The organism is Gaiella sp., from assembly GCF_039915195.1.
In the GTDB taxonomy this organism is placed as follows: domain Bacteria; phylum Actinomycetota; class Thermoleophilia; order Gaiellales; family Gaiellaceae; genus Gaiella.
The window spans coordinates 1-25,040 of the sequence record NZ_JBDSNT010000039.1 but is presented as its reverse complement, the minus strand read 5'-3'; the positions used below and the strand labels follow the sequence as shown (position 1 = coordinate 25,040).

The window sequence follows — 25,040 nt, the reverse complement described above, 5'->3', positions numbered from 1 at the left end:
GACCATGCAACCGAGCATCACCCCGAGACCGAGGGCGCGGGCAGCGTGTGCCATCCTGATCCCCTCGCGACTGCCGCCCGACTTCGCGAGCTTGATTGTGATCCCGTGTGCGATCTCTCCACACCGTGCGACGTCGGCGAGCGTGTGGCAATCCTCGTCGACGTAGATCGGTATCGGAGATCGCTCCTTCAACTCCTCCCCCGTCGGGTCACCGGCCGGCAGCGGCTGTTCGACGTACGCGACGCCGAGTTCCGCAAGCTGTGGGATCGCCTCGAGCGCTTCGGCCAGCGACCACCACTCGTTGACATCGACCTGCAACGGGACGTCGGTTCGCGAGCGTACGGCGCGCACCCGTTCCACGTCGAGACCGTCGCCGCCGCCGAGCTTCAGCTTGAGGCGCTTGAACCGGTCTGCCACCTTCTCTGTTCGTCGTGCCATGTCGTCCGGGTCGCCGAGCCAGATCGTCCAGGAGGTTGGCGGCCCGACCCTTGGCAGCCCGAGAAGCTTCCAGACGGGTACACCGAGGAGCTTGCCCTGGAGGTCGTGAAGCGCGCCGTCCAGCGCGGCCTTGGCCGCCTGCTCTCCGGGCACGCCTGCCAACCTTGACCCGATCTCCTCGAGCGCGAACGGATCGTCTCCGATCAGCGCGCCGTGCTCCTCGATGAACGCGAGGGCCGAGTTGGGTGTCTCGTCGTACCGCTCGATCGGCGCCCCTTCACCGCGCCCGACGTAGTCGCCGTAGTGAAGCTCGACCTGAACAACGTCCTCCCAGTCGCACGAATCCCGCGCGATGACGAACGTCTCGGCCAGAGACAACCTCACGATTTCGGCGCGTAGCTCCACGCGTCAAGACTACTTCGTGGGGATCCCGAGGACGTAGCCGGCGTGCGTGAGGCGCGTGCTTCCCGACAGTCCGGCTCGACTTCCTCTCCCTGAGACGAGTGAGGTAGCCGAGGCTCTCCCCCGCCGATACAACCCCTGTGGGCCTAGCCGCCGCGCCACGTCCCCTTTCGTGCCACTCTCTGCGGGTCTCCGAGCGGGTGTGTCAATCGTGAGCGCGCTCCCCCTCAGCGAGACGGCTGACAAGCGCCGCATCGGTGACATCCTCCTCGCTCAGGGTTTCGTCACGGCCGACGAACTCGCCGACGCGGAGCTCGAGCAGGAGCGAACCCAGCAGCCGCTCGGACAGGTTCTCGTCAGCCGCGGCGCAATCACCAGGCTCGAGCTCGCGAGCGCCCTCGCAGAGCAGTGGTCGGATCCGTCGGCGTCGATCACCTCGACGCCCCGCGCTGCGCCTTCTCTGGCACCGTTGCCCTCCGCACAGGATGAGGCGCAGTACGCGGCTCGCCTGCAGGAGGCCGTCGCCGACCTCGCACGCAAGGTGCAGTCGAACACGCCGCTCGAGGGCATCGACGAGCGCGTGGACGAGCTGTCCCGGAGAATCGAGGGAACTCTTGCACGAACGCAACACATCGAAGCGGCGGTCGCCACGCTTGCCGAAAGCCTCGAGGGGGTCACGACAGGCGTCGAGGAGGCGTTCTCTGCATTGCAGACAGGGACGGCCGAACTCGTCAACGATCTGGCGCGCGTCGAGCGGGCCGTCGCCGAGATCGCCGCGCGCGACGTGCCGCACGGTGACGGGCCCGCACTCGAAGACATCGAGGAACTGCGCGCTGCCGTCTCCGGATTGACCGAGGGTGCCGCAGGGACGGCAGAGCTCGAGGAGCAGGTAAACGAGCTCGCGAGGCGGCTCGGCGCTCTCGCAGACCCACAACGCGGGCTCGACGAGGTCACCCGTCGCGTCGAGCACGTTGCCGAGCAACTCGACGCCCTGCGAAGCACGGCGAACCTTGACGAGCTCCAGAGTGCCGTACGCGACCTGGAATCGCAGTCGAGGTCGTTCAGTAGCCTTGCAGAGCGCCTCGATCGCTTCGAGGGGGAGTCGGCCGTTGATCCTTTTCGGGCCGACCTCGAGAGCCAGGCACGGCTACTGGAGGAACTCCGGATCGTCGTGGCGGAGCTCCGCGACCGACCCTCCGGGGTACCCGAGACGACGGAGCGCCTCGATCGTCTCGCGGTCGGGCTCGAGCAGTCCAGCGAAGCGCGGGCGGAACTGACGAGCCGTGTCGACGAACTAGCCGCTCGACTGGCCGAGCGGAAGGACGAGGATCCACGAGTCGACGACGTGGTAGGCCGGGTAGCCGGACTCGACGCGCGTCTCGGAGAGACCGCTCTGGCTGTGGAGCACGTCACGGCTGCCATCGCCCGCCACGACGAGGCTGCCCTCGACGGACGCCTCGACGATCTCAGCCGATCACTCGAGACCGTCAGAGTCGAGATTGCGAACGGTGCTGCAGCAGGGCGGCTCGACGAGCCAATTGCCGAGCGGATCGACATGCTCGCAGCCCAGGTCGAGATGTTGGCGGAGCGACAGGGCGAGAGTGGCGAGTTGGGCGCAAAACTCGCTGCGCTCGAGACACGCCTCGCCGAAGGAGTCGTCACGCCTGCGCGCCTGACAGACGCCCTCGCGACCCTCCGAAGCGACGACCTCACCGAGAAGGTCGACTCCCTCGAGGAACGCCTCGCCCAGGGAGTCGTGACGCCAGATGGGCTCACGAGCTCGATCGAGTTGGCGCTGAGCGAGCGCGACGCGCCGCTCGTCGACGAACGCGTGGCCGAGCTGACGAGCGACGTCGCGGCTCTCCGAGCCGAGGTCGCGTCCCTACTCGAGGATCGGTCGCATGCTCCTTCGGAGGACGGAGATCTTGCGGCACGGCTCGACAAGCTGGAGAGCGCGCGGCGTGACGACCTCGACACCGTGAACGTTCTCGCCGTCGCAATGGATCGGATCCGGCACGACTTGACCACACCGAGGCCGCCCGCCGAAGCTCGATCAGCGGAGCTGCGGGAGGCCGTCTCGGCCCTCGCGGAGCGTATCGGAGCGCTCGAGAACGTCCCGGTCGCTCCCGGAGTGCCGGTCCAGGCAGGATCGGAGTTCGCCGCGGAGCTCAGCGGCTTTCGCGTCGCGCTCGAGCGTGTCGCCCAACATCTCGGCGAGCACGACCGCGCGTTCGCCGATCTCGCTCCGAGCCACGGCGCGCAGGAACGAATCCAGGAGCTCACGGCACTCGTGCAGGGCCTCGCCGAGGCACAGCAGAACGCGCCCGCGCAGCAGGCGGCCAGAGCGTCAGTACCGGCGTCAGGAGATATCGGCTCGCTGCTGCAGCGCGTCGAGGAGGCGGAGGCGGCGTCGCAGACCGACGCCGAGAAACTGATGAACCGCCTCGAGAAGATGGCATCGTCGATCGACTGGCGCTTGCAGCGTCTCGAATTGGACCCGCCTGACGAGTCGAACTAGAGACCGCTCGCACGTCGGGATCGAACCATGCGCCCGGAAGGATTCGAACCTTCGACCTCGCGCTCCGGAGGCGCGCGCTCTATCCCCTGAGCTACGGGCGCTCGAGAGGCGAGTGTACCGGCGGTGACGTACGATCGAATCGTGAGCCTCGTCCTCTACGACCACCCGGTCTCCTCGAATGCGCTCAAGGTGCGCTTCATGCTCGCCGAACTTGGCGTCGCGTACGAGCGGACGACTGTTCCGTTCGACCTCCCCCGGCCCGACTGGTACCTGGCGGTCAATCCAATCGGAGGTATCCCGACCCTCGAGGATGGCAGCGTGGTTCTCTCTGAATCACACGCGATCCTGCGCTACCTCGCCGACCGTGAGCAGCGGGACGATCTCTACCCCGATGATCCTCCCCACCGCGCAGCGGTCGACGAGTTCCTCGACCGCTGGGCCTTAACGTTCCGGCCCGCCTTCTTCAGACACGAGTCACCGGCACTCGGGTTCGTACCCGGGAAGGGCATGCTCGGAGGCCCGGCCCGCCCGGAAGAGTTGCCGGCCGTCGTCGAGGCGATCGCTCCGACGCTCGCGCTTCTCGAGACCCTCGTCGATCCTTCCGGCTTCGCGCTCGGCCGCTTCACGATCGCCGATGTCGCCGCAGCGCCGATTCTCTTCCGGACGACGAAGACCGGCCTCGACCTGACGCCGTACCCGAATCTCATTCGCTGGCGAGAGACCCTTGTCGCCCGAGCAGCGTTCGCCGAAGCCGATCCAATCACCTGATCGAGCCACGCGCTCCAGACGGGCCCGAATCCCCGATTTGCAGGCATGACGGCTATGATCACGAACATGGTGTTCGCGATCGAAGATCCCCTCAGACCCGATGCCGAGCCTGCCCCGGATCAAACGCAGGACCCGCGGCCGCGGTACAGCGGAGGTCGTTGCACGCGCCACACCGGTCCGCCAGCTCGACGCTAGCGGCCTCACCTGGGTCAACGTCGTCGGCCCCGACCTCGAGATCGCCAACATGCTGTCCGAGCGCTTCGGCTGGCATCCGCTCGATGTCGAGGACATCGTCTCGAAGCGCCAGCGCCCGAAGGTCGACGACTACGAGGACGACGGCTATCTCTTCATCGTCCTCCACTTCCCCGTCTACGACAAGACGATCCAGCGCCTGAACGCCGCCGAGCTCGACGTCTTCATCGGGCCCGACTACCTCGTGACGATCCCGAACCGCGAGCTTCTACCCGTGACGCGCCTCTTTGCGCGCTGCGAGAACGACGAGGAGCTCCGCGAAGGGCTCTTCGCCAAGGGGACGGGACGCCTCCTCTACGAGGTGCTCGACGATCTCTTCGACTACTGCTTCCCGATCCTCGACAAGATCGGGCACAAGCTCGACTCGATCGAGGACGACATGTTCGAAGGGCACGCCGAGGACGTCGTCCGCGACATCTCGAACGTCAAACAGGAGATCATCTCGTATCGCAAGGTGATCAAGCCCGGCCGCTCCACCCTGCGCGCACTCGAGCGCCGCGTCGACAAGTTCCTCCCCGAGGAGCTCGATCTCTACTTCGACGACATCGTTGACTCCGCAGAGCGAATCTGGGATCAGCTCGACAACTACAAGGAGGTCGTGGACGGCCTCGAGTCGACGAACGAATCCGTGATCTCGCACCGGCAGAACGACGTCCTCCGCGTCCTCACGATCTTCAGCGTCATCGTGCTGCCGCTGACGCTGATCTCGGGCATCTTCGGCATGAACGTCGTCTTCCCCGGAGAGAACTCGACGACCGCCTTCTGGGTCGTGATCGGACTGATGCTCGTGACGATCATCGGCATGTTCGGCTTCTTCCGCATCAAGCGCTGGCTCTAGACCCGCCACATCCGGGCCGGACGGCCGAGATCCTTCTGCCCGGGAAATCCTTCTGCCCGGGAGTCATTATCCGACCTCAGGTTGGGGCGCGCACTTGCCGATACGTGTTTCGTTCGGTAAGGCATCCCTTTCCAAGGAGGACGTCGTGACGGCAGCACAGTTCGAGGAACTCGAGACCCCTGTCGTAGAGGCGGTGCTCCGCTGGCGTTTCGAGGCTCTCGTCGAAGCCGGCTACGACGCAGGCCGTGCGCTGATCCTCGCGAGCCACATCGAGGTCGACCTTCATCAGGCCGCCGGTCTCCTCGCGCGCGGATGTCCGCCCGAGACCGCAATGGCCATCTGCCTGTAGTCGCCGAGTTCACTCGAACGAGGTATGAACGTCCCCTCCCCTGGGTGATATTCCCCTCCCCACGATGCGGGAAGACTCCGATAGCACCCAAACGGCGAAAAGGGAGAGCACAAATGACTGCGGCACAGTTCGAGATCCTCGAGGTCGCCGAGGCGGAAGAGCTCCTGCGGGCCCGCTTCGAAAGCCTCACCTGGCACGGCTGTCCACCCGGTAATGCGCTCGTGATCGCGAGTCGCCTCGAGATCGAGTTGCTCGATGCAATCAGCCTCATGCAGCGTGGCTGTCCGCCCCACCTCGTGATTCCGATCCTGGACTGAGGAACGATGACGGCGGACCAGCTCGAGGCCCCCACCGGACAGGCTTCCCACGAGGAGCTCCGGAACCAGTTCGTCCACGCCCGATTCGAGGCCCTCGCGGAGTGGGGCATTCCGACCGCCGATGCGCTCGCAATTGCGAAAGCCACCGGCGTCGACATCCGCGAGGCGGTCGAGCTACTACGGCGCGACTGCCCATCCGACCTCGTTCTCGGGATCCTCGGCTAGTTCACGAGGTACCTCCTCGGCGTCGAGTGACGGAGGGCTGTCCGTCACTCGACCACGAGGCCCTCCAAGCCGTCCTCGGCTTCCGGCAGCTGAGGATCGATGCGCTCGAGAGCGCCGACGAGAAGCTCGGCTACAGCCGTCGCCTTGACCCAGTTCCGGTCGGCCGGCACGACGTGCCACGGCGCGTGCTCACTCGATGTCTCTTCGATCACGTCCTCGTAGGCCTCGATGTAGTCGTCGTACCGGGCGCGAACGTCGAGGTCGCGCTTGCGAAACTTCCAGCGCTTCTCGGGATCGTCGATCCTCTCCTGCAGCCTCAGCCGCTGCTCGTCCTTCGAGACGTTCAGGAAGACCTTGACGATCGTCGTCCCCTCGTCGACGAGCATCCTCTCCCACTCGACGATGTGCCCGGGACGCCGCTTCCACACGTGCTCGGGCGCGAGCTCGAGCATCCGCACCGCGACTACGTCCTCGTAGTGCGAGCGGTTGAAGATGCCGATCTCTCCGCGTGCGGGGAGCACGGCATGGAGGCGCCAGAGATAGTCATGCGCGAGCTCGGTCGAGGTCGGTGCCTTGAACGACGTGACGCGGCACCCCTGGGGGTTGAGCCCGTCGAAGACGGTCCGGATGACGCCGTCCTTGCCCGACGCGTCGAGGCCCTGCAGGACGAGGAGAGCGCTGTGGCGCGCATCGGCGTAGAGCCGCTGCTGGAGCTTTTCGAGTCTCGCTCGCAGTGTGTCGAGATGGGCCAGAGCATCGTGCTTCTCGCCGAGGCCGAGATCGTCGGACGCGTCCCGCTTCGCGATCCGGGGTGCGTCACCTGGCGCAATACGGATTCTCGAGAGCATTGCAGGAGTCTACGCCAGCGGTTGCCGTAGACTCGAAGCGATGGCAGATCGTGGAGCATTCAGGCTCGGGAAGAGCATCGATCCGGCTACCGGGAAACCCGGCACGGACGACCTCGTCCTCGGCTCGAGCGACCTCACGACCCACGGTGTGATCGTCGGGATGACGGGATCGGGGAAGACAGGCCTTGCCGTCGTCCTCCTGGAGGAGGCGCTGCTTGCCGGCATCCCCGCGCTGATCATCGACCCGAAGGGCGACATGGCGAATCTCGCTCTCACCTTTCCCGACCAGGCTCCGGCGAGCTTCGAGCCTTGGGTGAGCGCCTCGGAGGCCCAGGCAGAAGGCATCACGATCGCTCAGCTCGCCGAAACGACCGCGGCGACCTGGCGAGAAGGCCTCGCAGCGCAGGGCATCGGGCCGGAGCGGATCCAGCAGCTCAGGGACGCGGCCGATGTGACGGTGTACACCCCCGGCTCGTCCGCGGGAGTGCCCCTGAACGTCATCGGCTCGCTCCGCTCCCCGCAGCTCGCGTGGGACACGGAGGCCGAGACGCTGCGCGACGAGATCGAGGGCACCGTGACGAGCTTGCTCGGACTCGTCGGCGTCAGCGCCGATCCGCTGTCGAGCAGAGAGCACGTGCTCCTCTCGAACCTGATCGAGAACGCCTGGCGTGCCGGTCGGGATCTCGATCTCGGCACCCTGATCGGCGAGATTCAGTCTCCACCGCTTCGCAAGCTGGGAGTCTTCGAGATCGACGCTTTCTTCCCCCCGGCCGATCGCACGTCGCTTGCGCTGAAGCTGAACGCCCTGATCGCCTCACCCGCGTTTGCTGCCTGGGGCGAGGGCGCGCCTCTCGACCCGCAGTCGCTGCTGTTCACCCCTGACGGCAAGCCGCGGGCGGCGATTCTCTACCTCGCCCATCTCTCTGACGAGGAGCGGATGTTCGTGACTACGCTCGTCTTCTCGAAGCTCGTCACGTGGATGCGGGGCCAGTCCGGAACCTCCGACCTTCGCGCGCTCGCCTACATGGACGAGGTGGCGGGATACGTGCCGCCGACGGCCACGCCTCCGGCGAAGAAGCCGATCCTGACGATCTTCAAGCAGGGTCGCGCCTTCGGGCTCGGACTCGTCCTCTCGACGCAGAACCCGGTCGACCTCGACTACAAGGCCATGGCGAATGCCGGCACCTGGCTCGTCGGTCGCCTGCAGACCGAGAACGACAAGGCGCGCGTGCTCGAAGGCCTTCGCTCGGCTGCCGGCGGCGCCGACATCGATGCGCTCGACGTGTCTATCGGCGCCCTGCAGAAGCGGCAGTTCATGCTCGTCTCGGCGAAGGGTGGCCCGCCCCGCATCTTCGGCACCCGCTGGGCGATGTCGTTCCTTCGAGGCCCCCTGACCAAGGAGGAAGTGGAGCAGTTGATGAGCGGTGCTCCGCGCCCCGTCGCCGTTCCCGGAAACGCAGCAGCAGCACCCGCTGCTCCACTCGCTGCTGACGAGTCGTCGCTCGCGCCGGCCGCCGCCGACGGCGTCACCGTGTCGTACGTCGATCCGGGCGCGCCCTGGGCCGCCCAGGTGGGCGCAGCAACCAGTGCGGCGAGCCTGCATGCATTCGTTGCAGCACGCGTCTCGCTCCGCTACGACGACACCGCGGCTGGCATCGACGAGACGCAGGAGTTCGAGGCACTCTACGGGCCGCTCGACACAGGATTCGATCTCGACGCCGAGACGGTGGTCGACTTCGACGACCGAGACTTCCGGCCTGACGCCCCGGCGGGCGCAGCGTACGTGCTGCCCGAGGCGCCCATCGGTGAAGCGACATTCTTCAGAGCCGCTGCGAGGGACGTGCAAGCCCGCCTCGTCGCGAATCGCGCCCTCGAGATCTCCCGGAACCGCGCCCTCAAGCTCACATCGCGCCCCGGCGAGACCGAGGAGGCGTTCCACGAGCGCTGCGACGAGGCCGGGCAGGTCAACGCCGACGAGGAGACGGTAAAGCTGACGAAGCGCCTCGAGGCCAGGAAGGAGCGGCTCGAGAACGCGCTTGCTCTCGCGCAGCGAAGGGTCGCGGAGCTCGATACGCAGACGAAGTCTCGACAGGCGAACGAGTTGATCACCGGAGCCGGCGCGGTGCTCGGCGCGCTCTTCGGCGGCAAGCGCAGCGCGCGATCGATCACGAACGCCGTGGGCTCCGTTGCCTCGAAGAGGGGCCAGACGGCGAGCTCTTCAGCGCGGAAGGACACAGCCGAGGCAAAGGTGCAGCAGACGACCGACGATCTCGCCGCGCTGGAGCAGGAGATCATCGACGAGGTGACAGCGATCGACGAGAAGTGGAGAGCAGTCGCGGAGGAGGTCGAACCCGTAGCGATCAGGCTCGAGGCGACCGACGTGCGCGTCACCGATGTCCGGCTCGTCTGGGTTCCGGTCGACTAGGGCTGCGACGGGCGTGGTGGCCGGCTTCGGTCGGTCGCCCGGGTTCCGCGTCATCCTTGCCGCCGTCGCCCTCGTCACACTGACCGGCTGCTCGACCTCCGAGCCGACCTCGACACCCCCGATCACAACTGCCGGTGTCGCAGAGACGGCGACGGTCTCGCGCGTGAACGACGGCGACACGCTTCGCACGACGGCCGGACGGAAGATCCGCCTCGTCCAGATCGACGCACCGGAGCTCCGAGGCGATTGCTACGGAAAGGCTGCCCTGGCAGCCCTGCGCAGGCTGACTCCGCCTGGTGCGCGCGTGCAGCTCGAGCGTGATCCCGGGCTCGATGCCACGGATCGGTACGGCCGTCAGCTGCGGTACGTCTTCGTGGGCAACACGAACGTCAACGTCGCTCTCGTGCGTCAGGGTGCTGCCTCACCGTACTTCTTTCGCGGCGACCGAGGTCGCTTCGCCAAGGATTTTCTCGATGCGGTCGCCGACGCGCGGAGGACGAACCGCGGCTACTGGGGTGCATGTCCGCGGGCGCGGTTGGACCTCGACCGCGGGTCGGTCACAGGCCCTCCGTGAGCACGCGCAGCGGGCAAGCGAGACAATGCGGGACAGGCATGCGCCCGTCCCCTACGATGCCTCCATGACCCGCTTCTGGCACCCGGTAGCCGACATGCACGCAGTGCAGAGCTCGGGCGAGCTGATCCTCGACCGGGGCGAGGGCTGCCAGCTCTGGGACGCGGCCGGCAACCGCTACATCGACTCGACCGGCGGCCTCTGGTACGCGAACGTCGGCTACGGCCGCGCCGAGATCGCCGACGCGGCGGCCGCGCAGATGCGAAAGCTTCACGCCTACTCGCATTACGGCGACGTCTCCAGCCGCCCCACGACCGACCTCGCCGAGCGCATCTCTTCGATCGCCCCGATGAAGGACGCCGCAGTCTTCCTCACGAGTGGCGGCGGAGAGTCGATCGAGACCGTCGTCAAGCTCGTGCGGCGGTACTGGAGCCTCCTCGGCCACCCGCAGAGAACGACGATCATCTCGCGCGAGCGGGCCTACCACGGGCTCGCGGGCTTCGGCACGAGCATCGTCGGGACGGAGGCCTTCAAGGTCGGCGTCGGCCCGCTCGCTGGTGGCACCGCGCGGGTCGCCTGGGACTCGGCCAACGCGCTCGAGGCTACGATCGCCGAGCTCGGCGCGGAGCACATCGCCGCCTTCTTCTGTGAGCCGATCATCGGTGCCGGAGGTGTCCTCCTCCCGCCCGACGGGTATCTCGCGGCCGTGCGACAGATCTGCCGCGACCACGGGATCCTCTTCGTCGCCGACGAGGTGATCTGCGGCTACGGCAGGGTCGGTGACTGGTTTGCCTGCCGGCGTCTTGGTCTCGACCCGGACGCGGTCACGTTCGCGAAGGGCATCACCTCGGGCTACGTGCCGCTCGGCGGCGTCATCGTCGGCAGCAGAATCCAGGAGCCGTTCTGGGGCACGGCAGGGGCAGGTGTCTGGCGCCATGGCTACACCTATTCGGGACACGCGACCGCAGCCGCCGCAGCGCATGCGAACCTCGACGTCATCGAGCGCGAGGATCTCGTGGGTCGTGCGCTCGCGCTCGAGACGGAGATACCGGAAGCGCTTGCTCCACTCCTCGCTCACGAGCTCGTGAGCGAGATCCGCGGTGGTTTCGGCGCCGTTGCCGCCGTTCAGATCGACCCTGCGCTCCTCGCCGACGATCCCGGCCTGACCGACCGGGTCACGCTCGAGGCTCGTAACTTCGGCGTGCTGACACGTACGCTCGTCGGGGGCGGCCTCCAGATTTCGCCGCCCCTCGTGATCACGCGTGAGGAGCTCGACGAGGTCGCATCAGGACTAGCGGGCGCGCTCGACGCTGTTGCCGGCGCGCGCGCGTCGTAGAAAGCCCTTCCACGGGAACGCCGGCCCGGGATCCCAGTGGTCGCTCTTGTGGAAGGCCACGCTGACGTCGGAGTGGCCTGTGACCCCTCGGCGTTCCGCTACGAGCCCGTCGGCCCGCAAGCGACGGACAGGGATCCGGTACCGAGCGCACACCTCGGCCGTCACCGCCGCCGCTCGCTCGAGAACAGCCTGGCTGTACGCGTCGTTCCATTCACGCGCGAGCTGGCCGGCGTATCCCGCGAGCTCGATCCCGATCGAGTTCGCGTTGCCGCCGCGCGCATGCCACGCGATGTCGGCCTCGCGCACGCACTGGATCGTCGTGTCCGCATCCACGCAGTAGTGCGCAGAGACCTCGGAGACAGGGCTCGCGAACCAGGCGGCGCATGCCTTGGCGGCGCCGTCACGCTCGCCGATCTCCATCGTGTGGATCACGACGATCGAGATCTCGCGGCTCGCCGCGATCGTCCTGTGTGGGCTCTCGATGAACTCGTACGGCACGCGCCCTCCCGGGGATCGGCGCCGCAGCCACGAGGAGCATAGTGCTACAAGAGGTCGAGTGGAAGTGGACCCGTCGATTCGGGAGCTCGCCGAGAACCCGAACGTGTATCAGCCGCTCGCCGCCGGGCGCGAGCTCGTCACCGACCGGGCCGAGCGCTTTGCGATCTACCTTGCCGCGGGAGCGAGCGTCCACAGCGCGACGGTGCAGCGCGTCCGCCTCGGCGCCGAGGAGGTCAGCGGGGCAGTTGCGGAGATCCGCGCGATACTCCGCGAGCTCGGGCGAGCGGGAGCCGAATGGGAGCTCGGGGAGTCGTGTACGCCGCCGGATCTCGTGAGCCGCCTCACGGCGCTCGGAATCGTGCCCGACGAGAGCGAGCCCGTTGCGATCGGCATGGTGCTCGAGCCGGGAACGAAGTTACCGTCAGCTCCCGGCGTCTCTGCGCGACCGGTGGCCACGATCGACGAGCTCGTGATGGCCCGTCGGATCCAGCACGAGGCGTTTGGCGGCAGTGCCGATGCCGTCGAGCTCGCGCAGGCCGAGACCGACTTCGCGGCCGAGGGCGTGATCGGCTCGACCTTCCTCGCGTTCGTGGACGGCATGCCCGTCGCGGCGGCGTACGCCTCGTACACGCCGCTCGGGCTCCTGCTGTTCGGTGGGGCGACGCTTCCGTCAGGGCGTGGGCGAGGTGCGTACCGCGCGCTCGTCGCCGCGCGAGCGCGCGAGGCCGTCGAACGCGGCACGCCGGTGCTCGTCACCCACGCCGGTCAGATGTCACAGCCGATTCTCGCGCGCCTCGGTTTCAGACCGGTGGCCCGGATCGATCGCCTCCTCGACGTTCTCTAGTGGGGTCGGCACATCGGCGCGATCACCTCGCCGACGAGACGGATCGCCTCACGCGGGTCGTCGCCGAGCGCACCGCCGAGGCTCACGTTCGTCACCCCGGCGTCGCGCAGCGCGAGGATCCTCTCCCCCGCCTCCTCGGCCGTTCCGACGAGCGCGAGCCGGAGCATCTCCGGCGTGACCAGGGCTACTGCGGCGTCGAGGCGACCCGCATCGACGAGCCTGCGAATCTCGGAGAAGTCGGCGCACTCGAGTCCAAGGGTGGCGAGCGCTCGCTCCTCGAGATAGGGGCCGAAGGTTGCAACCATCTGCCGGAGGCGATGCGCTGCGGGCCCATCGGGAGCACCGATCGACAGCCACGCACAGGCGATCACGTCGACGTCGCCGCTGGCGCGACCCGCGCTCGCAGCGCCGGCCTGAATATCGGCCGTCAGAGCTGTAACCGACTCGGGCGGTGTCGCCATCGGCATCACACCGTCACCGATCGCTCCTCCGAGTCGCAGGAGCTCGGCGCCGAACCCGGCGACGTAGATCGGCGGATCGGGGCGGAGCGGGTCGAAGCGAAGCCTGCAGTCATCGGCCCAGGCGTACGGCCCGTTGTGCTCGGTCGCCACCTCGCCTCTGAGCAGCGCCTGCACGGTTGCGACCGACGAACGAAGGCGTTGAGTTAGATCTCCGGGGTCGTAGCCGAGCCAGCGCACCATCTCGTCGGTGTGCAGGCCGAGCCCGAGGGCGGCACGACCGTGCGAGAGTAGGTCGAGCGTCGCGAGGTAGGCCGCGATCTCGGAGGGGTCGGTCGTGTACGGGTTCGTTCCGATGCTCCCGATCGTTACCCGCTCGGTGCGTGCCGCGATCGCGGACGTCACCGCCCAGGCGCTCGTCATGAACGGGTCGTGCGGCACCCACACCTCGTCGAGCCCACACGCCTCGGCGTGGATGGCGAGGTCGACGACTTCGGCCGGCGAGCCGAGGTACTGGATCAGGCGGACGCCGACGCGCATGGGCGCGACGGTACCTCCTTCGTCCATACTCGGCTGGTGCGAAGCGACTTGCCTGCAGGAACCGTGACGTTCCTGTTCACCGACATCGAGGGCTCGACGCGTCTGCTGAGGGAGCTCGGAACGGACCCCTATGCCGCTGCGCTGACAGAGCATCGCCGTGCACTGCGCGCCGTGTTTGCGGCTCACGGGGGCGTGGAGGTCGATACGCAGGGTGACGCGTTCTTCGTTGCCTTTGCGACTGCTCCAGCTGCGGTCGCCGCGGCCCTCGACGGCCAGGAGGTTCTCACCTCTGGGCCGATCACAGTGCGGATGGGGCTGCACACCGGGTCCCCCACGGTCACGGCCGAAGGCTATGTCGGGATTGACGTCCATCGCGGCGCGCGCGTCGGCGCCTTGGCTCACGGAGGTCAGATCGTGATCTCCTCTACGACGGCGGCTCTCGTCGAGGATCAGCCGCAGCTGGATCTAGGTCGCCACCGGCTCAAGGACTTCGACGCCCCCGTTCAGCTGTTCCAGGTCGGCACCGTCGAGTTTCCACCGTTGCGAACTCCGGGCGCCGTTGACCTCCCCACGCCCGCAACCGCGTTCCTCGGTCGCGAGCGGGAGCTGTTCGAGGCTGCCACGCTCTGGCTCGATCGAATTCCTCGCGCGCTCACGATCATCGGCCCCGGCGGAACCGGCAAGACGCGCTTCTCGATCGAGCTCGCCCGATTCCTCGCGGAGGAAGCCGACGGGGGCACGGTCTTCGTGCCACTTGCCCCCGTCCGCGATCCCGCTCTTGTCGTGCCCCTGATCGCCGCGGCTCTGGGAGCCTCCGGTGACAGTCCCACCGCGATCGCGACGCGCGTCGGTGTCCGGCGAACCCACGTCGTCCTCGACAATCTCGAGCAACTCCTCCCCCAGGCCGCGCGGCCGCTCGCCGAGCTGTTGGCTGCAGCTCCTGCACTTCGTCTGATCACGACCAGTCGCGAGCCGGTCAGGATCGCGGGCGAGTCCGAGTATGACCTGACGCCGATGCGAGAGCAGGATGCCGTCTCGCTGTTCCTCGAACGAGCGCAAGCGGTTCGCTCCGATATCGCCGACTCACCTGCTGTGCACGAGCTGATTAAGCGCCTCGACGGCCTGCCGCTCGCGATCGAGCTCGCCGCAGCCCGCGTCAAGCTGCTCGGCCCCGAACAGCTCCTCGAGCGCATCGCGCAGCGTCTCGACCTGCTCAAGGGCGGGCGCGACGTCGACGAGCGCCACGCCACGCTGCGGGCCACGATCGGCTGGAGCTACGACCTACTCACCGAAGAGGAGCAGCAGCTGTTCGCACGGCTCGCCGTCTTCCGCGGCGGCTGCACGCTCGACGTAGCCGAAGCGGTCTGCGAGGCAGACCTCGACACGCTCGCCTCACTCCTCGACAAGAGCCTCGTCCGGCGGCGTTCGGACGCCGACGGTGAGGAACGCTTCTGGATGCTTGAGACGATCCGCGAGTTCGCAACCGAGCTCCTTCACACCTCCGGCGAAGAAGACTCGTTGCGCCGGGCACAGGCAGACCAGTTGATCGAACTTGCCGATCGCGCCGGCACTCGGGCCATGATCAACCTCCCGCGTCCGTGGAACCTCGATGTAGTCGCCCCCGAGATGGACAACGTCCGGGCCGTGCTGGAGTGGGCCGTGAAGCGTGATCCCGAGCGTGGGCTTCGGCTTGCGACATGGCTCGAAGCACTGTGGGTCGTTCGGGATCCCGTCGAGGGAGCAGCTTGGCTCGAGGCCCTACTGGCAGCAACACCTGCGACCGATCCGGAGCTCCGAGGCCGCGCGTGGCGCGCGCTCGGCGGTGCGCTCGACATCGACGGCGAGCACGAACGGGCTGCACCCTGCTACGACACGAGCCTCGCGCTCTTCACGACAACGGGAAACGAGGTCGAAGCATCCCACGTGCGGTTCCGAGTTGCCGTAAGTATCTTGTTCCGAGGTGACGCCGACGCCGCCTGGCCGTTGTTCGAAGCGTCACTCACTGACTCACGGCAGCTCGGGAATCGGGTCGGTGAGTGCCAGGCCATCGGGTTCCTCGCAGGGAAGGCACGGCGAAACGGTGACAAGGCAGGCGCGCTCGAGATGGCCCTCGAGAGTGCCGCGATCGCACGTGAGGTCGGCTGGACGTGGTGGGAGGCCGGTCAGCTTCTCGGCGCGGCGGATCTCGAGCGAGACGGGGGGGATTTCGATGCCGCCGAGACTCACGCCCTCACGGCACTCGAGCTGGGCCTCAGCCTCGGTGACCGTCGTACCATCGTCTTCAGCGCTGCTGAGCTCGCGGCCGTCGCAGCCGTATCGGGCGATCCATCGAGAGCGGGCCTCCTCTGGGGGGCCGTCGAGGCGGAGGTGAACACTGGACGCGTCGGTCAGTGGGAGCAGAATTCCGCGGCTATCGAAACCGTAGTCCTACGGGCAGACGGCCCTGTGTTCCAACAGGCTCGCGCAGAGGGGAGTTTGCTCTCGATTCCCCAGGCCGCCGGGCTCGAACCCTCCTAGCCCGTGCCGAGAGGTGCAAGCGCTGCCCACGCCTTGGGCCCGGTCGTCTGGAAGTCGTAGAGGCTCCATCCCGTGACGGTGCCCTCGTCCGTGACGGCGTCGACGAAGGCCTTCAGCTCCTCGGCGTTCATGCGGTTTGCAACGCCGCCGGCAGCATGGATCGGAATGGCCGGGCCGACCGCGGTTCGCAGGAGTCGTAGAGACCGTGCTACGTACCCATACGTCGCGTCGTATCCGCGGAACCCGCCACCGGAGTAGGTCATCGGGATCCATGCGTCGACGAGGCTCGTGAGCTCCTTGAACGGGAAGCCGGGCCACCACGTTGGGTGCCGCTCGAAGCCGCGAGATGGATACGTGATCGCAGCGATCGGCGTCTCGCCCGCCTCGGCCCGGAGGATCCGGCTCAGCGAGAGCAGCCGCTTCGTACGGAGGCCGGCGCTCGTCAGTCGCAACGACTCGATGTCCAGCGAGACCCCATCGAAGGATCCACCTTTCGGCGTGCGGAACGCGAGCATCGCGCGTGTCCGGCGCAGGTCGACTGCGGGCTGGACGAATCCCGGCAGGTACCACGCGACGACACGCAGGCCCCGGTTGTGCAGCTCGTCGACGAACCGGCCGAGCTGCTTTGCGTTGACGACGTCGACCGTGCTGCGATCGTTGGCAGTCTCGACGTAGACCGTGCGAACGCCGCGTGCTGCAATGCGAGCCGCCGTCGGCCCGGGGCTTCTGTACGCAGGGCTGTCATAGATATCAACCCACGTGCCGAGGCCCGCAAAGACGTCGGCCTCTGCGCTGGGCGTAGCCTGAGCGCCCAGTGGAGCGAGCACGAGAGCGGCGAGTGCGAAGGCGACAGCGAGGCGACGCATCCGCCCGAGTGTACGACTCGCGTGTGAGGGAACCGTGAAGCTGGATTGCCAGGTTGCTAGGGCTCTTCCGACGGTGCCTGTGTAAGCAGGACGCTCGCGGCGGCCGCTTTCGAGTCGAGGCCCGCTCCAGTTCCGACGCCAAACAACGCTTCTGGAAGTTGCACCCGGCAAGGTGACCTGCAGGTACCGGGGTCCGTGCCGCTACGCAACTTTGGCGCAGATCACACTCACGCCAACATTGTTGGCGAATGTCCCGTCGTTCTTGACGATCAGCAACCACCCCATGAGATCGCTGTCGGGGGAACTAGCGACGACCTTCAGCATTCCGGACAGCCCTGCGAATCCGCCGCCAAGGGCCTTCTTTCCAGCCGGGCAGCTCACGTGCACCCCCTCCTGAGTCCCCGCAGCGATGAAGGCCGTGGCAGTGACCACCTGCAGGCCCGACACGCCAGGCAACCCGTCGTCGCCCTTCGGCCCCTTCGGAATCTGGTCGGCCTTGAAGTCTTCCAGAAGGAGTGTTTCGTTGAGGATGTGAGCGGTACGAACGGCATTGGGAGCAAGCCTCGCGGCCGTCACGGCATTCCTCTTCAGCTCGGCTGTTCCGACGCTGTTACGCGGAACCACGGCGTTCCAGGCGGCTTGTCCGACCGGCGTCGCGCCTCCCACAGCGACTACCAGTGCAGTGAGCGAGAGCGCTGTGTTGATCCGAGTACCCATACCGTGAGCCTCCTTAGTGGATGGTGAACGGGGCGAGGCGCACCCGATCGGCCCACTATCCTCGGTCCCCTCCGCATTAGCAAGCGGACAACGGGACTGACCTGAACATCAACCGGACTGGCGGCGCCAGGCGGTGCGACAGCGCGTATCTCCGCGTCGGTCACGACCGAAAGGAGGTCGCACCCGTTAACCGGCGCCGTCGACCCGTGGCCCATTCGTGCAGCGGCGACTCGGAGCCTGTGTCGCGGTCGGCGACACGACGATCGGGCGTAGCCAACCTCCGACTCCCGAAGGTGCGGACCCTCAGCATCACCTCCGGGGGCAGCCCACCCGCTGAGCCACGACACCTTCGATGGATCAATCTGACCTACCAATGTCGCGTCGGCGCGATGATCTCTGTGGGAAGCGGTTACTCTGTGCGCCTTGCGGGCGTAGCTCAGTTGGTAGAGCGTTGGCTTCCCAAGCCGAAGGTCACGAGTTCGAGCCTCGTCGCCCGCTTTTCGTCTCGACCCGGGTCGCGCGGGGAGGAGGAGACCGCCCTCTGACAGGGAATCACGACCAGCCGTCGTTCACGCTCCGGAGGTGGTTGGTCCTGCAGCCCAGTTCCCCCGTCGCGTCCGTCGGCGCTTTTCTGGTCGGTCTCGGTGCGCTCGTCGGTGTTCTCGCCACCCTTTTCTCCCGGCTCTCCGAGATCACCGTCCCCTGAAGCCAGCGCCAGTTGCACAACCCCCGGGGGGCCGGGAGACCGGCCCTCCGACTCGTTCCAGTGCGCTAGCGGTACTCGGGGTTCGGGAAGTCGAAGCGGCACCCCGCATCCCACAGTGACCGCTGGTTCCCGTGCGCGGGGAATCCGCCTGCGTCCTTGAGGAGGCGCGCGGCGTGCATGAGGTTCCACGTCATGAAGGTCGTGTTCCGGTTCGTGAAGTCGTTCTCGGGGCCGCCCGAGCCAGGGTCGAGATACGACGGTCCCGGGCCTGCTTCCCCGATCCACCCCGCATCGGCCTGCGGCGGAATCACGTACCCGAGGTGCTGTAGGGAGTAGAGGACGTTCATGGCGCAATGCTTGACGCCGTCCTCGTTCCCCGTCACCAAACACCCTCCCACGCGCCCGTAGTAGGCGTACTGGCCCTGCTCGTTGAGTTGGCTCGAGTTCCCGTACAGCCGTTCGATCACGCGCGTGCAGATCGACGATTTCTCGCCGAGCCAGATCGGGGTGCCGAGCACGAGAATATCGGCCGCCTCGACGCGCCCGTACAGCGCCGGCCATGCGTCACTCGGGGCGCCGTGCTCGGTCATATCGGGATAGACGCCGGGGACGATGTCGTGGTCGGCTGCACGGATCTGATCCACTTTCACCCCGTTCGCCTCCAGGATCGCAATCGAGATGTCCATCAGGCCCTGCGTGTTCGACACGGAAGGCGAGGGCTTGAGCGTGCAGTTGATGAACAGCGCCCGCAGATCCGTGAAGTCCCACCGACTGGTCGAGCAGAGCTCCTGCTGGAATTCGTTGAGCGGCATGCGTTCCTCCGGTTTCGATGTCAGCGGTTCTCGTCTCGGTTCGATGTGAAACGTGACAGATCAGCGGAGGATCGTGACGGCGAGTGCAGCATCGCACCCGCGGGCAACCAGATCGCGCAGTCGCCCGATATCGAACGTGACATCGATCGCAAGCCTGACGGCCTCGATCGCATCGACGCCCGCCCGCTCGAGCTCATCGAAACGCCACTCCAAGACGGCGTCAGGAGCCGAGCGCTCGACGCGCACACGGATCGTCGGTGTAGTGGTTGCCGCAGTGACCACGGCGAAGCCATCGGCACCGCGAGCGGCAAGCTTTAGAGGTTGTCTAGCTCGAGCGCGACGCTCGTGGAACCCTTGCCGAGCTTGATCAGGTCGGCGTCGGTGACCCAGCGTGCCGCAACGGCGCGTCCGCCCGACCGACGTACTGCCTCGCGGACAGGGATCGCCCACCGATGCTCGACGAGTGCGACGATCGCGCCCTGGCCCGGTTCGATCGCATCCGCAACGCGCCACTTGTCCGCGTCGTCGAACACGTGCCCGTCCGCCATCTCCCGCAATCCCCAGACGGCCCCGAGCTCCATCCCGTCCTCCCCTGCCGCGCCGAACCCGATCAGGGCTCCAACGGCCGCGCCAAATGCGAGAGCCTCGTCCGCCTCGAGATCGCTGCGCTGGATCGCCTCTATCACGCCGTCCTCGGTCTTGCGCACCGCGAGGAGGTCGACGAGGCGGATGATATCGCCGTCCTTCAGCCGCTCCAACTCGGCCCGAATCTCCCCCTGGAAGTCCGGGTCGTCAAAGGCGATAACGAAGATCTCGACGGGGCCGACGGCCATGCGCAGAACCTACATGACGTTCGAATGAGCGCGACGAACGCTCCCACCCACGAGAGGCGTCAAGCCGTCTCGAGAGCCGCGTCGTAGCGGCCACCCGCGGCCGCGGCATTGCAACGCGCCCGATGGACGAACACCGTCTGTGCAGCCTCGACGCCCGTCGCAGCGCCCATCCAGGCCTTGAGTGCCGAAGCCTGCAGCGCCCGACCGTACGAGAACGAGAGCGGCCACGGTCGACCGTCGAGGCGATTTATCGTATCGAGGTTGACTGTCGCCTCGATCTCCGATTGCCCACCGGAGAGAAACACGATCCCGGGCACCGAGGCCGGAACATGCCTGCGGAAGCAGTGGAGGGTGGCAGCTGCAATCCGCTCCGGGCTCGCCTGATCGGCATTGCCCTTCCCCGGAAGGATCATGTTCGGCTTGAGCAGGATTCCCTCGAGATCGACGCGCTGCGCACCCAGTTCGGAGAAAACGGCCTGCAACGTCCGCGCGGTCGCGTGGTAGCAGTCGTCGATCGAGTGATCCGTGTCCATCAGCACCTCGGGCTCGACGATCGGCACGATCCCGGCCTCCTGGCACAGCGCGGCGTAGCGCGCGAGCGCCTGGGCGTTCACCCGAACGCAGTACCGGCTCGGCAGGCGCTCCCCGACCGAGAGCGTCGCCCGCCACTTGGCAAATCGCGCCCCGAGCTCGTAGTACTCGCCGAGTCGCTTGCGCAGGCCGTCGAGTCCCTCGGTGATCGTCTCGCCGGGCGCCCCTGCGAGCGGATGCGCTCCCGTGTCGACCTTGATCCCGGGCACGACCCCCTTGGCCGCGAGCAACGTCGGAAACGGTGTTCCGTCGTCGGCCTGCTGACGGATCGTCTCGTCGAAGAGAATGACTCCGCCGATGTACTCCTCCATGCCTTCCGCCGTGAAGAGGAGATCGCGGTACGCGCGCCGGTTCGGCTCGGTCGACTCGACGTCGATCGAGTCGAAGCGCTTCGTGATCGTTCCCGTGGACTCGTCGGCGGCGAGAATACCCCTATCGTTGGCGACGATCGACCGTGCAATGGCGTTCAACTCCGATGCTGCCATCAGCCCTCCGTTCGTAGACCCGCAAGCTTGTCGCTCGGATGGAACGCGGCGATTCGCCGCACGGTGCCTGATCGCGAGCGCATCACGAGCGACTCCGTCTCGACGCCGTTCGCGCTGGCGCGCACGCCGGTGAGAAGCGACCCGCCGGTGACGCCGGTGGCGGCCACGAAGATGTCATCGCCCGAAACGAGATCGTCTGCATGAAGCACGCGGTCGAGATCGAAGCCGGCATCGAGGAGCGCCGTGCGTTCGCCGTCGTTCCGCGGCCACAGGCGCCCCTGGATCGCTCCACCGAGGCATTTGATCGCCGCCGCCGAGATGACTCCCTCCGGCGTCCCCCCGATTCCCATCAGCATGTCGATTCCCGTCCACGGTCGGCACGCAGCGATCGAGGGAGCCACGTCGCCGTCGCGGATCAGGTTGACGCGGGCTCCAGACGCGCGTAGCTCCGCGATGAGACCGTCGTGACGCTCGCGCTCGAGCACGACGACGGTGAGGTCGCTCACCTTCATGCGCTTCGCCGCGGCCACCGCGCGCACGTTTTCCGTGGGCGACAGGTTCAGATCGATCGCATCTGCGGCCTCGGCTCCGACCGCGATCTTCTCCATGTACAGGGCCGCACCCGGCGAGAGCATCGAGCCACGCTCCGCCACTGCGATCACCGTGATCGCGCCCGGGATGCCAAGTGCTGTCAATCGCGTGCCCTCGAGCGGGTCGACCGCCACGTCGACCTCAGGCCCGAACCCTGCACCTACGCGCTCGTTGTTGAACAGCATCGGTGCCTCGTCCTTCTCGCCCTCACCGATCACGACGACGCCCTGCATCGAGACCGTATTGATCATCCGGCGCATCAGGTCGACGGCGGCCGCGTCGGCTGCGTTCTTGTCACCTCGACCGATCCACCCCGCGGCGCCCATGGCCGCCGCCTCCGTCACGCGCACCAGTTCGAGCGCGAGATTCCGGTCGGGGACGGTTGGATCGGGTGGCGCGCTCATCTCTTCGTAGATCCTATCCCCGCGACGGCCTCGCTGAAACCTCTGTCGGTGGGCGTCCGCACAACAACAAGGACTCCGGCACAGAGGACGAGGGCGCCACCGATGAGCGCCTGTAGCGACACGGGCTGGTCGAGAAGCCACCAGGCGAGGATCACCGCGGATACGGGCTCGAGGAAGGTGAGCACGCCCGCCGTCTGTGCCGTCACGTGCCGTAGCAGCGCAGCGTACGCCAGCGTGGCGAAGCCCGTCAGCACCGCCCCGAGCAGGATCAGGGCCGCCCAGTCCTCCCCGCTCCCCGGCACGGACAGGGCCACGAAGAAGAGTGCTGGTGCGAGCAGGAGGCCACCGCCGAGGCAGTCCCAGAACGCGACGGTGAGCGGTCCGGCCCCTGCGTGGAGGAGCCCCTTCGAGAGAATCAGAAGGATCGCGAAGGTGAGAGCCGACCCCATTCCGCAGGCGACGGCGACCCAGCCGAAAGATCCTCCATCACCTCCCGAGAACGCGACGAGAGCGATCCCCGCGAGACCTGGAACGAGCGCAGCGACCGCGACGCGCGACAGCTTTTCCGGCAGGAACGCAGGTGCCAGCACGGCCAGGAACACCGGCGAGGACGCGAACGTGATCACCGCGAGTGCGACCGACCCTCGCCGCACCGTCTCGAAGAACAGGCACCAGTGCACGGCCTGCACGCAGCCGAGCGCAACGAGCGCCGGGAGATGCCTTCCCGGCCGCAGGAGCCGGGCGTGACCCGTCGCGAGCGCAACGAGGGCAAGCGTGAGCGCAGCGATCACGAGCCGGAAGAACGCGAGCGGGATCGGATCGACCGAGATCGCGCCGGCGATGACCGCGACGAGCCCCCAGGAGACGGCGAGGGCTGCGAGGGCAAGGTTCCAGCGCACGGCCTCCTAGACCGCCCCGTCGTGAGTCACATGCTGTCCGGCGCTTCGACCCCGACAAGGTCGAGGCAGCGGGCAACGACGGACTTCGCCGCTGCGCAGAGCGCGAGGCGAAACTCCTGCTCGGGTGACCCGAGAACCTTGTGATGGTGGTAGAAGCGGTGGAAGTCGTCGGCAAGGCGGATTGCGTACGTCGGGATCGCATGTGGTGCTCGTCGCACCGCAGCCTCGGCTGCGATCCCGGGGAACTCGGCGATCCGCTTCACGAGATCGCGCTCCTCCGGCGCGAGCGGCCCGACCGCCGAGCTCGCTGACGTCCACGCCCCGGAGCCCTCCGGGGCGTTGCGGAGAATGCCGGCGATCCGGGCGTGGGCGTACTGAACGTAGAAGACGGGGTTCTTTGCGGTCTTCTCGGCTGCGAGGTCGATGTCGATCTCGATCGTCTGGTCGTGGCCGCGTGAGACGAGGTACCAGCGGGCCGCATCGACCCCGATCTCCTCGACGAACTCGTCGAGGAAGACGACATCACCACGACGCTTGGACATCTTTGTCGCCTCGCCGGCCTTCGTGAGGTGGACGAGCTGGTAGATCAGAACCTCGAGCGACTCCCTCGGGTGCCCGAGCATGTCGGCGAGCGCCTGGAGTCGGCCGACGTACCCGTGGTGGTCGGCACCGAGGACGTAGACAAGGCGATCGAAGCCCTTGGCGTACTTCCGCCGCACATATGCCGCGTCCGCGGCGAAGTACGTGGGTGCGCCGTCGGTGCGCACGAGAACGCGGTCCTTCTCGTCTCCGTGAGCAGACGTGCGTGCCCAGAGCGCACCGTCCTCCTCGAACGTGTCGAGGAGCGCGATCGCCTCCGGGATCTCGGTCTCGACAACGCTCTGGCGCTCGTACGTGTCGAAGTGGATCCGGAAGCGTTCGAGGCTCGCCTCCATGCTCTCGAGCATCCGCGGCACGGGATCGCCAGGCGTCTTCGCGAGCCCTGCGATGTAGTCCCCGTGATAGCCGTCCTCGGGCGGCTCCTCACCCCTGCGTACGGCATCGACGGACTCGCGGAACTTCTCCATCTGCCCGCCTGCGTCGTTGTAGTAGTACTCGCGCTCGACCGCGTGCCCCGCGAAGGAGAGCAGCCGCGCGACGCAGTCGCCGTAGGCACCGTTTCGCGCGGATGCGACCGTGATCGGGCCTGTGGGATTCGCCGAGACCATCTCGACCTGCACGCGCTCGCGCGTCGTTGCCGAATCACCACCAAAACGATCGCTGTCCGCGAGCACGCCAGCGAGCGTGTCGGTGAACCACGTGTCAGCCAGCTCGAGGTTGACGAACCCCGGCCCTGCCACGGATGCGGAGGCCACGTCGTCGAGCGCGCGCGCCGCGAGCGCGAGCTCCTCCGCGATCTCGCGGGGCGGTCGACGGAGCTGACCGGCGAGCTGCAACGCGACGGTCGTTGCGTAGTCGCCATGCGTGGGATCTCCCGGGCGCTCGAGAACGACGGGGGCGCCGATCGCCTTGCCGAGCGAACGGGAAAGCTTGTCGACGGGATCAGCCACTGGGCGGCTCCCGCGGAGCGAACATCGCCTCGAGACGTTCGACCCGATGGGCCGAACCGGCACCGATCAGGGCGAACTCGGTTGTCACGCTCCGACCGACGCGGCCGAAACCGCGGATGATGATGTGATCACGCAACTGCCCGATGGCTCTCTTCTCCGTCCCTGTCCGAGTAGTCCTCCACGACCCCGCGGGTGATCGACTCGACCACCGCGCCCGCAAGGTAGAGGAAGATTGCCACGCCTGCGAGCAGCAGGACGCGGTAAAGATCTCCGCGGCCGCGCCCTTAGCTCCGAGCCGAGCCCCGTGGGCGGCGACGTGGCGACCGAACGATCGACCGACGAGCCCCGTCCTTCGCCCTTCAGGGCGCCGAAGCCGCGCGTTCCGCTGACGAGCACGGCCACGAAGGCGAGCTGGATCGCTCTCCTCGCCGGTGTCGTTGTC

General features: G+C 67.3%; 24 protein-coding genes and 2 tRNA genes. 12 read left to right on the top strand and 14 right to left on the bottom strand.

Annotated elements, in window-relative coordinates; all coding sequences use genetic code 11:
• Positions 1 to 843: dipeptide epimerase (locus ABIR74_RS03840; protein WP_348175296.1), on the bottom strand; the 843-nt coding region annotated here is incomplete at its 3' end.
• Between the two features lie 208 nt (positions 844 to 1,051).
• On the opposite strand from ABIR74_RS03840, the gene ABIR74_RS03835 reads away from it, so the two are divergent.
• The gene (locus tag ABIR74_RS03835; protein ID WP_348175295.1) at positions 1,052 to 3,358 is read left to right on the top strand and encodes a hypothetical protein; all 2,307 of its coding nucleotides are present in this window, start codon (positions 1,052 to 1,054) and stop codon (positions 3,356 to 3,358) included.
• Between the two features lie 28 nt (positions 3,359 to 3,386).
• Here the strand turns inward: ABIR74_RS03835 and ABIR74_RS03830 are convergent.
• Positions 3,387 to 3,459: transfer RNA gene (locus ABIR74_RS03830), tRNA-Arg, on the bottom strand.
• Between the two features lie 40 nt (positions 3,460 to 3,499).
• Between ABIR74_RS03830 and ABIR74_RS03825 the strand changes: the two genes are divergently transcribed.
• From ABIR74_RS03825 to ABIR74_RS03805, 5 genes are all read left to right on the top strand, one after another.
• A complete protein-coding gene (locus ABIR74_RS03825) occupies positions 3,500 to 4,126 on the top strand; it encodes a glutathione S-transferase family protein (RefSeq protein ID WP_348175294.1) in 627 nt (208 codons plus the stop codon).
• Between the two features lie 100 nt (positions 4,127 to 4,226).
• Entirely contained in the window at positions 4,227 to 5,216 is a 990-nt protein-coding gene (locus ABIR74_RS03820; protein ID WP_348175293.1) for a magnesium transporter CorA family protein, read from the top strand.
• A 145-nt stretch (positions 5,217 to 5,361) separates the two neighbouring features.
• Entirely contained in the window at positions 5,362 to 5,565 is a 204-nt protein-coding gene (locus tag ABIR74_RS03815; protein ID WP_348175292.1) for a hypothetical protein, read from the top strand.
• Positions 5,566 to 5,678: 113 nt separating this feature from the next.
• Positions 5,679 to 5,882 carry a hypothetical protein gene (locus ABIR74_RS03810; protein WP_348175291.1) on the top strand — a complete coding sequence of 68 codons (204 nt, stop codon included), beginning with the start codon at positions 5,679 to 5,681 and terminating at the stop codon, positions 5,880 to 5,882.
• 6 nt (positions 5,883 to 5,888) lie between these two features.
• Positions 5,889 to 6,107, top strand: coding sequence for a hypothetical protein (locus tag ABIR74_RS03805; RefSeq protein ID WP_348175290.1), 219 nt, complete (start codon positions 5,889 to 5,891; stop codon positions 6,105 to 6,107).
• Positions 6,108 to 6,151: 44 nt separating this feature from the next.
• Here the strand turns inward: ABIR74_RS03805 and ABIR74_RS03800 are convergent, their stop codons facing one another.
• A complete protein-coding gene (locus ABIR74_RS03800) occupies positions 6,152 to 6,955 on the bottom strand; it encodes a PPK2 family polyphosphate kinase (RefSeq protein WP_348175289.1) in 804 nt (267 codons plus the stop codon).
• A 40-nt stretch (positions 6,956 to 6,995) separates the two neighbouring features.
• Here ABIR74_RS03800 and ABIR74_RS03795 point away from each other — a divergent pair, with 40 nt between their 5' ends.
• From ABIR74_RS03795 to ABIR74_RS03785, 3 genes are all read left to right on the top strand, one after another.
• Complete coding sequence (locus ABIR74_RS03795) at positions 6,996 to 9,380, top strand: DUF87 domain-containing protein (RefSeq protein ID WP_348175288.1); 2,385 nt, start codon at positions 6,996 to 6,998, stop codon at positions 9,378 to 9,380.
• A gap of 13 nt (positions 9,381 to 9,393) precedes the next feature.
• Positions 9,394 to 9,954, top strand: a complete 561-nt coding sequence (locus ABIR74_RS03790) for a thermonuclease family protein (protein WP_348175287.1) — start codon at positions 9,394 to 9,396, stop codon at positions 9,952 to 9,954.
• A 64-nt stretch (positions 9,955 to 10,018) separates the two neighbouring features.
• Complete coding sequence (locus tag ABIR74_RS03785; RefSeq protein WP_348175286.1) at positions 10,019 to 11,287, top strand: aminotransferase class III-fold pyridoxal phosphate-dependent enzyme; 1,269 nt, start codon at positions 10,019 to 10,021, stop codon at positions 11,285 to 11,287.
• Here ABIR74_RS03785 and ABIR74_RS03780 read toward each other — a convergent pair.
• Positions 11,243 to 11,785: a peptidoglycan recognition family protein gene (locus tag ABIR74_RS03780; protein ID WP_348175285.1), complete on the bottom strand. Its 543-nt coding sequence runs from the start codon at positions 11,783 to 11,785 to the stop codon at positions 11,243 to 11,245. The two genes, ABIR74_RS03785 and ABIR74_RS03780, sit on opposite strands and share 45 nt — an antisense overlap.
• Before the next feature lie 58 nt (positions 11,786 to 11,843).
• Between ABIR74_RS03780 and ABIR74_RS03775 the strand changes: the two genes are divergently transcribed.
• Complete coding sequence (locus tag ABIR74_RS03775) at positions 11,844 to 12,629, top strand: hypothetical protein (RefSeq protein ID WP_348175284.1); 786 nt, start codon at positions 11,844 to 11,846, stop codon at positions 12,627 to 12,629.
• Here the strand turns inward: ABIR74_RS03775 and ABIR74_RS03770 are convergent.
• Positions 12,626 to 13,654 carry an LLM class flavin-dependent oxidoreductase gene (locus ABIR74_RS03770; RefSeq protein WP_348175283.1) on the bottom strand — a complete coding sequence of 343 codons (1,029 nt, stop codon included), beginning with the start codon at positions 13,652 to 13,654 and terminating at the stop codon, positions 12,626 to 12,628. The genes ABIR74_RS03775 and ABIR74_RS03770 overlap by 4 nt on opposite strands.
• A gap of 9 nt (positions 13,655 to 13,663) precedes the next feature.
• On the opposite strand from ABIR74_RS03770, the gene ABIR74_RS03765 reads away from it, so the two are divergent.
• Positions 13,664 to 16,144, top strand: coding sequence for an adenylate/guanylate cyclase domain-containing protein (locus ABIR74_RS03765; protein WP_348175282.1), 2,481 nt, complete (start codon positions 13,664 to 13,666; stop codon positions 16,142 to 16,144).
• On the opposite strand, the gene ABIR74_RS03760 is transcribed toward ABIR74_RS03765, so the two are convergent.
• Both ABIR74_RS03760 and ABIR74_RS03755 read right to left on the bottom strand, forming a co-directional pair.
• Positions 16,141 to 17,010: a hypothetical protein gene (locus ABIR74_RS03760; RefSeq protein ID WP_348175281.1), complete on the bottom strand. Its 870-nt coding sequence runs from the start codon at positions 17,008 to 17,010 to the stop codon at positions 16,141 to 16,143. The two genes, ABIR74_RS03765 and ABIR74_RS03760, sit on opposite strands and share 4 nt — an antisense overlap.
• 201 nt (positions 17,011 to 17,211) lie before the next feature.
• Positions 17,212 to 17,727, bottom strand: a complete 516-nt coding sequence (locus tag ABIR74_RS03755) for a hypothetical protein (RefSeq protein WP_348175280.1) — start codon at positions 17,725 to 17,727, stop codon at positions 17,212 to 17,214.
• Positions 17,728 to 18,152: 425 nt separating this feature from the next.
• On the opposite strand from ABIR74_RS03755, the gene ABIR74_RS03750 reads away from it, so the two are divergent.
• A tRNA-Gly gene (locus tag ABIR74_RS03750) sits at positions 18,153 to 18,225 on the top strand.
• A gap of 273 nt (positions 18,226 to 18,498) precedes the next feature.
• Here ABIR74_RS03750 and ABIR74_RS03745 read toward each other — a convergent pair.
• The 7 genes from ABIR74_RS03745 to ABIR74_RS03715 are packed head-to-tail and all read right to left on the bottom strand — an operon-like array spanning position 18,499 to position 24,598.
• On the bottom strand, positions 18,499 to 19,245 hold the full coding sequence (locus tag ABIR74_RS03745) for a flavodoxin family protein (protein WP_348175279.1): 747 nt from the start codon (positions 19,243 to 19,245) through the stop codon (positions 18,499 to 18,501).
• 60 nt (positions 19,246 to 19,305) lie between these two features.
• Positions 19,306 to 19,527: a hypothetical protein gene (locus ABIR74_RS03740; protein WP_348175278.1), complete on the bottom strand. Its 222-nt coding sequence runs from the start codon at positions 19,525 to 19,527 to the stop codon at positions 19,306 to 19,308.
• A 32-nt stretch (positions 19,528 to 19,559) separates the two neighbouring features.
• Entirely contained in the window at positions 19,560 to 20,078 is a 519-nt protein-coding gene (locus ABIR74_RS03735; protein WP_348175277.1) for a hypothetical protein, read from the bottom strand.
• A 59-nt stretch (positions 20,079 to 20,137) separates the two neighbouring features.
• Positions 20,138 to 21,154, bottom strand: a complete 1,017-nt coding sequence (locus tag ABIR74_RS03730) for a class I fructose-bisphosphate aldolase (RefSeq protein WP_348175276.1) — start codon at positions 21,152 to 21,154, stop codon at positions 20,138 to 20,140.
• Positions 21,154 to 22,149 (bottom strand): class II fructose-bisphosphatase, encoded by a 996-nt coding sequence (glpX, locus tag ABIR74_RS03725; protein WP_348175275.1) that lies wholly within the window; start codon positions 22,147 to 22,149, stop codon positions 21,154 to 21,156. The genes ABIR74_RS03730 and glpX overlap by 1 nt, the downstream gene beginning before the upstream one ends.
• Positions 22,146 to 23,048, bottom strand: coding sequence for a DMT family transporter (locus ABIR74_RS03720; RefSeq protein ID WP_348175274.1), 903 nt, complete (start codon positions 23,046 to 23,048; stop codon positions 22,146 to 22,148). The genes glpX and ABIR74_RS03720 overlap by 4 nt, the downstream gene beginning before the upstream one ends.
• Positions 23,049 to 23,074: 26 nt before the next feature.
• Positions 23,075 to 24,598 (bottom strand): arginine--tRNA ligase, encoded by a 1,524-nt coding sequence (locus ABIR74_RS03715; protein WP_348175273.1) that lies wholly within the window; start codon positions 24,596 to 24,598, stop codon positions 23,075 to 23,077.
• Between the last annotated feature and the right edge of the window lie 442 nt (positions 24,599 to 25,040).